The sequence below is a fragment of the Frankia sp. AiPs1 genome (assembly GCF_023716945.1).
Classification (GTDB): domain Bacteria; phylum Actinomycetota; class Actinomycetes; order Frankiales; family Frankiaceae; genus Frankia.
On the sequence record NZ_JAMQQF010000326.1, the window covers coordinates 1 to 6438 of the forward strand.

The 6438-nt window shown below is 72.9% G+C and carries 6 protein-coding genes; 4 read left to right on the forward strand and 2 right to left on the reverse strand.

Annotated elements, in window-relative coordinates; translation table 11 throughout:
- Positions 1 to 19: 19 nt before the first annotated feature.
- Both ND748_RS21950 and ND748_RS21955 read right to left on the reverse strand, forming a co-directional pair.
- Positions 20 to 1393: a hypothetical protein gene (locus tag ND748_RS21950; RefSeq protein WP_251747866.1), complete on the reverse strand. Its 1374-nt coding sequence runs from the start codon at positions 1391 to 1393 to the stop codon at positions 20 to 22.
- A gap of 525 nt (positions 1394 to 1918) precedes the next feature.
- Positions 1919 to 2533 carry a nitroreductase family protein gene (locus ND748_RS21955; RefSeq protein WP_251747867.1) on the reverse strand — a complete coding sequence of 205 codons (615 nt, stop codon included), beginning with the start codon at positions 2531 to 2533 and terminating at the stop codon, positions 1919 to 1921.
- Between the two features lie 239 nt (positions 2534 to 2772).
- Here ND748_RS21955 and ND748_RS21960 point away from each other — a divergent pair, with 239 nt between their 5' ends.
- From ND748_RS21960 to ND748_RS21975, 4 genes are all read left to right on the forward strand, one after another.
- Positions 2773 to 3471: a TetR family transcriptional regulator gene (locus ND748_RS21960; RefSeq protein ID WP_251747868.1), complete on the forward strand. Its 699-nt coding sequence runs from the start codon at positions 2773 to 2775 to the stop codon at positions 3469 to 3471.
- A gap of 159 nt (positions 3472 to 3630) precedes the next feature.
- Positions 3631 to 4488 carry a hypothetical protein gene (locus tag ND748_RS21965; RefSeq protein WP_251747869.1) on the forward strand — a complete coding sequence of 286 codons (858 nt, stop codon included), beginning with the start codon at positions 3631 to 3633 and terminating at the stop codon, positions 4486 to 4488.
- Complete coding sequence (locus tag ND748_RS21970; RefSeq protein ID WP_251747870.1) at positions 4485 to 5603, forward strand: hypothetical protein; 1119 nt, start codon at positions 4485 to 4487, stop codon at positions 5601 to 5603. Before ND748_RS21965 ends, ND748_RS21970 begins: the two co-directional genes overlap by 4 nt.
- Before the next feature lie 186 nt (positions 5604 to 5789).
- The coding region (locus tag ND748_RS21975) for a TetR/AcrR family transcriptional regulator (RefSeq protein ID WP_251747871.1) at positions 5790 to 6438 on the forward strand (649 nt) is incomplete at its 3' end.

Here is a 6438-nt window from a genome sequence, read left to right on the forward strand (position 1 = left end):
ACTGCCGCGGCCGTTAGGGTCAGCGGGGGTGCTGGTGTAGCCAGTCGCGCAGGAGAGCGGCCGCGGCGGGCCGCAGGGTGAGATCGGCCAGCAGGTCGATGCCCGGCCGCGGTCCCTCCACCCCGCCGGCGTGGGGCTCGACCAGCAGCACCGGTGGGTCCGGCAGGCGCAGCGGGACGGCCGCGGGCAGAGCCTGCCGGGTGAGCTCGGCCAAGCCGAGTCGGATCCGGTCCAGATCGCCGTCGACGCGGGCCCGCCGGGCGGTCACCGTCGTCGCGGCCACGCCGACCCGACGCTGGGCGTCCGTCCGCTGCACCGCCATCCGCGTCGCCTGCATGCGTAGGTCAGCCACGTGCTGCTCGCGGGCGAGCAGGGCTTGGTGGTCGCGATAGGCGGCGGAGTTGTGCAGCCCACTCAGGCGCGCCTGCGTCGTGGACTGCTCCTTGGCCAGCGCGTCGACCTGGGCACCGAGGCCGCGCTCGGCCTCGGCCGCCGTCTCGGCGGCGGTGCGTAGCCGCCCACGCTGCTGGGCCGCCGAGCGGGCCGCGCTGACCGCGGCCGCCGCCTGCGCCGCGGCGGTCAGCAGCACCCGGCGACCGTAGTGCCGGTAGGTGTCGAGCAGGCTGCCCAGGGCGCGGTCGGTCTGCTCCAGCGCGGTGACGTTGCGCCGATGGTCTTCGAGGTCCTCCAGCGGCTGGGCGGCGTCCGCGATGGCGTCCTGGGGCACCGGGGGGAGCGCCTCCCGCAGGCGTTGCGGCAGGTCGGCGTCGATGCGGTCGCCGACCCGCGGGTTGCGGATCTGATGGAGCAGCGCGAGGTAACCGGCCGGGTTGGTGCCACCGAACAGCCGCCGGGACACCTCGTCCTGGTAGTCCGCGGCCCTGGCGAACACGGCGTCCGCGCCCAGTTCCGCGCGCAGCGCATCGATGGTGAGCGGGGTCCGGTCGGCGGTGAGGGAGAAGTCGATCCGAGCCCGTCGGGGGGTGGAGAACCACCAGGAGGTGACCCGGTCGGTGCTGCGGTTCGCCCGGATTCCGCAGCCGAAGCAGTGGTAGCGCACCCCGCCGGGGACCTCGTCGTCCGGCCGGGCGAACTCGATCCACAGGTAGCCGGTGCGCTGCGTCTCCTCGGTGTCGGCGAGCATCCACGAACGCAGGACGCCGGTCTGCTCGCCGGCGGCATCGATCCGGCGGGTGTCGGCCTCCAGCAGGAACGGCAGCAACATGTTCATCGCCGTCGACTTGCCCGACCCGTTAACCCCCCGCAGCAGCAGGCGCCCGCCGGCGAAGTGCAGCGTCTCATCGCCGTACTGGTAGACGTTGAGGATTCCCGCCCGCGACGGCCGCCACCGCGCGGCGACCGGTGCCTGAGCCGGGTCCGGGGCGAGGGTCAACGGGCTCCACTCCCCAACAGGTCCGTGTCCGGCGTGTCCTAACCTACCGATTGTTACACGTTGCGGACCGTGAGCACCTTGCCTGCCCGAGCCGTCTCTCCGCCGCGCCGCCATTGTCCGCGGGCCGCCAGTGGTTCCTGCCGATACGGCCGGGGCACCCAGGATGAGGGTGGGATGGGGTGGGGGCCGACGCGGGGGCGACGCTCCCAACGTCGCAACAAAGGGGGCAACTTACCCTCCTCTTATCCTCCTCTCCCTGCCGGACGTGCCGACCGCCTGCCACATAGGCGCGTGTCTGAGCGCGAGGTTGATCGGAACGGAAACATCCCGCGACCCGACCGAACAGCTCGTCCAGCCCCGCTTCCCACCTCGCCATGTCCACCCCGGATATGCTCTGAGTCGCGGCCACCGCGGTACCCTCGGTTGTTCTCACAAACTACGGGAATCACACGGTGGCCGCCCTCCACCATTCGGCCTCCCGCATCCATAAAAAGAGACCACGCGGAGGCCACTGGCGCTGTAGTACTAGGCCGGACGGCCCCAGCCGTCGTGGTAGGTGATGTCCTCGACCGGGGGCCAGACGGCGGGGTGGAAGGTGTCGGTGGTCGTGTAGGCGACGGCCAGCATCGAGATCTGGGTGACGTCCGCGGGAATGCCGAGGATGTCGGCGACCTCCTGCTCGCGGCCGATCAGGTGGTAGCCGACCATGGTGCTGCCGAGACCGCGGGCGCGCAGGGCGAGCTGGAAGCTCCAGATTGCCGGGTAGACCGAGCCGTAGAAGGCGGACAGCTCCCCGTTGTCGCCGCTGGGGCGGCCCTGCATGCACGGCACGACCAGCACCGGGACGCGGTGCAGAGTGTCGAGGAGGTACTTCCCCGAGGCGAGCGTCCGGGCGTCCACCAGGTGTCCGTACTTCGCCTGGGACTCGCGGCCCACCTCGGTGATCGGCGCGGCGATCTTCTCCCGCAGGGCCTGGTCGCGCACCACGATCCAGCGCAGGTGTGAGCGCAGCATGCCGGCGGCCGGGGCCTGCTGGGCTACACGCAGGCAGTCCGTGAGGACCGCGGGCTCCACCGGCCGGTCCAGATCGAGCTTGCGGCGGACCGAACGGGTGGTGGTGAGCAGGGTTTCGGCGTCCATGGAATCCTCCAGCGAGGGCCGGTACTTAGCCAGTAAGCTTACGGGGTAAGTTTTATTCTCCCGTCAAGCCTGCACCTTGGGGCCGGTCCTGACTCCTGGCAGGTGTGGGCCGCATGTGGCCTGCGGCCGAAGGGGTCATTGTCGGTACGAACCCCCAGATCCACCCCGGCCGACATCCGCAGCCACTAGCATGAGGATTCAAAGCGGGCTCTTCATCAACCTCTTCCCGGAGGCGATTCGTGTCTCGGCAGACCCTGAGCCGGCGGAAGATCCTCGACGCCGCACTGCGGCTCGCCGACGAGCGCGGCCTGGCCGGTCTGACGATGCGCCGGCTCGCGGCCGAGTTCGGGGTGGAGGCGATGTCGCTGTACAACCACGTCGCGAACAAGCGCGACCTGCTCGACGGCATCGCGGCTCGCGTCTTCGAATCCATCCCGTTACCCGACCCCGCGCTTGCCTGGGATGAGCGGTTGCGGTTCCTGGGCAACGGCGCGTTCGCGGCGTTCGCGGCCCATCCGGTCGTGGCCCGAGCGGTGGTCGCGGGCGAGGCCGACCCGCGTTCGGTCCGGGCGTTGCGCGTCATCGACGCGTTCTTCGGGGCGCTTCTCGACGCCGGGCTCGACGAGCCGAGCGCCGTGCGTCGTTACCGGTCGCTGTCCGGGCTGCTGTTCGGTGCGGTCCTGGTGCAGACGGTGAGCCCGGCCGGAGCGCAGACGCACCAGGCCGACCTGATCGACGACTGGCTGTGCACGGCGGCGCGCAACGAGGAGCTACCGCACCTGCGGCTCGTCCTGCCCGTCATGGCCGTCGACGTATGCCGGCCGGACTTCGGCCCCGAACTCGACCTCTTCATCGACGGCCTGCGCCCCACGCGCCCGGCTGCCCCAGCGCCTCCCCTAGCCCCGCCCCCGGCCCCGGTCTGCGCGCCTGGGCCCTGACGGCGGCCCGGCGCCGTCGATCGATTCCTCTGGACGACCTCTAGCGTAAGGCTTACGCTAAGCGCCTCCACTCCCCGGACGACGATGGGATGACGCCATGGACAGATCGGTAGGGACGGGGGCCGCCAACCGCCGGCCGCCCCGCGATCGGGGCACGGCATGACCGGAATGGTGCAGGGCGTGCGCCGCGCCACGGTCGCACGGACCGTCGCCGAGCTCGCCGCGCTGCTGGGCACCGAGGGCGGCACGCTCGCGCTCGGCGCGGTCGACGAGTACGCCGGCACGGTGGACCTGTCGTTCAGCCTCGACGACGCGGACTGTGGGGACAACTGCGCCCTGCCGCCCGACCAGTTACGGCAGGTGGTCGAGACCCGGCTGCGCAGCGTCCTGCCCGGTCTCACGGCCCTGCGCATCGACGACTCCCGCCGACCGGTCCCCACCGGTGCCGGCGGCGCCGGACCCGCCGGTCCGGCACCTTCGTCGATCTCCGTGCTCGACCCCACCGGCGGCGTCGTGCCCGGTGATCCCGACCCGGGGCCGGCTCTCGGCTCGCTGCGAGGCCGGCGCGTCGGGGTGCGGGTCGACGTCCTGTGGCAGGCCTGGGATCAGACCGTCGACGAGTGGATCGTCGAGCTGGAGCGGGCCGGTGCGATCGTCACGACGTGGCGGCGCGCCCAGGGGCTCAAGGGCACCGAGGGCGAGCGCAAGCAGGCGGAGTACGACGCCTTCGTCGGCGGCGTCGACGCTGTCATCTCGGGCCTGGCGAACTGCGGCTCGTGCACCTCGTGGAGCGTCAGGGACGGCCTGAACGCCCTCAACCGCGGGCTGCCGACGGTGGTCGCGGCCACCGAGCACTTCGTCGGCCTGGCGCGCACCCTCGCCGCCGACAACGGCCGGCCGGGCCTGCGCCTGGTCGAGCTGCCCTCGTCGCTGAACACCCTGCCGCAGGAGCAGGTGCGCGCGCACGCCCGCTCCTCGTTCCCGGCGCTGCTCGACGCCATCGGGGCGGTCCGATGACCACGGCGGCCACGGCGACCGCCTCTACCGCCGCGACCGCGGCCACCCCGACGTCCGCGGCACCGGCACCGGCACCGGCACTGGTGAGCGTGATCTACGAGGTGTCCGCCGACCAGGAGGCCTTCGACGCCCTCGCCCGCGAGCGCGGCTGGAGCGACGGGCTGCCGCTGGTGCCGCCCACGCCCGAGCGGGTGGCGCGCTACCTCGCCGAGTGGGGGACCCCGCCGCAGGAGGTGATCGGCGCGCTGCCGCCGTCCCGAGCCCCCGTCACCGCGGAGAAGCTCGCCGTCAACGCGGTGATGGCCGGCGCGCCGGCGGCCGCGCTGCCGCTGCTGCGCGCCGCGGTGGAGGCCGTCGCCGACCCCGGCTACGAGCTGCACGCCCTGAACGCAACGACCGGCTCGGTTACGACCGCCCTGATCGTCAACGGCGCGCAGCGGCATGCGCTGGGCATCCCGTTCGGCGCCGGTTGCCTCGGCGGGGCGGATGGACGGGCGGCGTCGATCGGGCGTGCGTTGCAGTTGGTCATGCGCAACGTCGCCGGCCAGCGGGTCGGTGTCACCTCGCAGAGCACGTTCGGCCAGCCCGGCCGGGTCAACGGCATCGTTTTCGGGGAGTGGGAGGAACGCTCGCCGTGGGCGCCGCTTGCCGAGCGTCGCGGCACGCCGGGCGACGCGGTCACGGTGTTCGGCACGATGGGTACGGCCAACATCTGCGAGGTGGTGGCCACCGACGCCGACGTGCTGCTCGAGTTCGTCGGGCGCGCGCTGGCCCATCCCGGCGCCAACGGCTACCTCGTGCAGCTCTCGTTCGCCGAGGTCGTCATCGCGCTCAACCCGGTCTGGGCCGCGCTCATCGGCAGGGCCTACCCGGACGTCGACGACGTGCGCCGCATCCTGTGGGAGCACGCCTCGATCCCGCTGTCGGAGTTCCCCCGCCAGCATCAGCGTCAGTACTCCGACATCGGCTGGGTGGACGCGCGGGGCCGGGTCCCGCTGACCCGCCGGCCCGAGGACATCCTCGTGATGGTCGCGGGCGGTCTCGGCGGCCTGCACGGGGCCGCGCTGCACAGCTGGGGCACGACGATCACCCAGACCCGGCCCGTCCGCCCGTGACACCCGGCCCCGCCCGGGGTGCGCTCGCCCGAGCTGGCCGTCGGGCGCGTCGCGGCCTGCGGGCGGGGCCGTGACAGCGCGGGCTTTGCGTGGGGCGTCTGACAGCGGGGGCTTCGCGTGGGGCGTGTGACGGCGCGGGCTTCGCGCGGGGCCGTGACAGCGCGGGCTTCGGGCGGAGCCCGGACAATGTCGGGCGTGCGTGAATCTGCCGAAGGCACCCAGCCGTCGACCGTCGGGCGACGCCGGCGGGCGCGCGGCTCGCTGAGCAGCGGCGAGATTGTCGCGGCCGCGCGGGATCTCGCCGCGCAGGACGGCCTCGCCCGGCTGAGCATGCCGGCGCTGGCCCGGCGGCTCGGCTGCGGCGTGATGAGCGTCTACCGCTACTTCGACACCAAGGACGACCTGCTCGCGGCCCTGGCCGACCAGGTGATGGCCGACCTGCACCGCCAGTTGCCGCCCGCCGGGGGCGGCCCCTGGCGCGACGAGCTCATCACCTACTTCACCGCCTACCGGGACCTGATGGAGAGCTTCCCGATGTACCGCGAGGTCGTGCTCTACGCCCCCACCTTCGTGATCCGCGCGGCCCTCACCCCCGCCCAGCTCCGGCGGCTCGACACCGGCATCGGGCTGCTGCTGCGCGCCGGCCTGCCGTTGGCCGACGCCGCCGCGGTCTACAACGTCTGCTTCAACTACACCCGCTCCTTCGTCGCCTTCGAGCACGCGGCGCGGGCCGCCACCGCAACAACCGCCACCGCGACGGCCGTTACCAGCCCGGCTGCCACCGCAACGGCCGTCACCGGCACGGCCGTCATCGCCATCGGCGCGGCCCCCGCGG

Bases quoted from the DNA above. Each gene is read 5' to 3' on its own strand.
- ND748_RS21965 (WP_251747869.1), top strand. From the start codon at position 3,631: ATGACCGGAATGGTGCAGGGCGTGCGCCGCGCCACGGTCGCACGGACC.
- ND748_RS21970 (WP_251747870.1), top strand. From the start codon at position 4,485: ATGACCACGGCGGCCACGGCGACCGCCTCTACCGCCGCGACCGCGGCC.
- ND748_RS21955 (WP_251747867.1), bottom strand. From the start codon at position 2,533: ATGGACGCCGAAACCCTGCTCACCACCACCCGTTCGGTCCGCCGCAAG.